This window comes from Endothiovibrio diazotrophicus (assembly GCF_054657215.1).
Genome location: NZ_BAAHXB010000333.1, coordinates 1 through 386, shown reverse-complemented (window position 1 = coordinate 386; position 386 = coordinate 1). Strand labels below are relative to the sequence as shown.

Sequence of the window (386 nt, the reverse complement as noted above, 5' to 3'; positions counted from 1 at the left end):
TCGAGGGCGGCGAGGGTCACCTCGGGAAGTTCGACGAACGCCTGCCAGACGGTCTTCGCCTGGCGCTGGGTGGGGAGGTAGCCGTCGGCGGCGAAGGCGACCACCAGTTGGCCGCCGCCGTTGACCGCCAGGTCGTAGCGGCCGTCGGCGCGGCTGACCGTGCGGCCCAGTTCGGGGTGGTCCTTGACGGTGACCACCACCCCGGCCAGCGGCGCGCCGCCGGCGGCGAGGACCCGGCCGCGCAGCACGGTGGTCCGCGCCGCTTCGATGGCGCCGGGCTCGACGTCGGTCTGGATCGGCTGGCTCCCCGAGAAGAGGAACGAGACGTTCTGGCTGAAGTCGCCGCTCTTGGTCTCGGGGGCGACCGTTACCGGATCCGGCGGGAG

General features: G+C 73.3%; 1 protein-coding gene. It reads right to left on the bottom strand.

Features of this window, described 5'->3' with window-relative positions:
• On the bottom strand, positions 1-386 hold a 386-nt coding region (locus ACYQ2W_RS26695), incomplete at both ends, for a carboxypeptidase-like regulatory domain-containing protein (protein WP_459874172.1).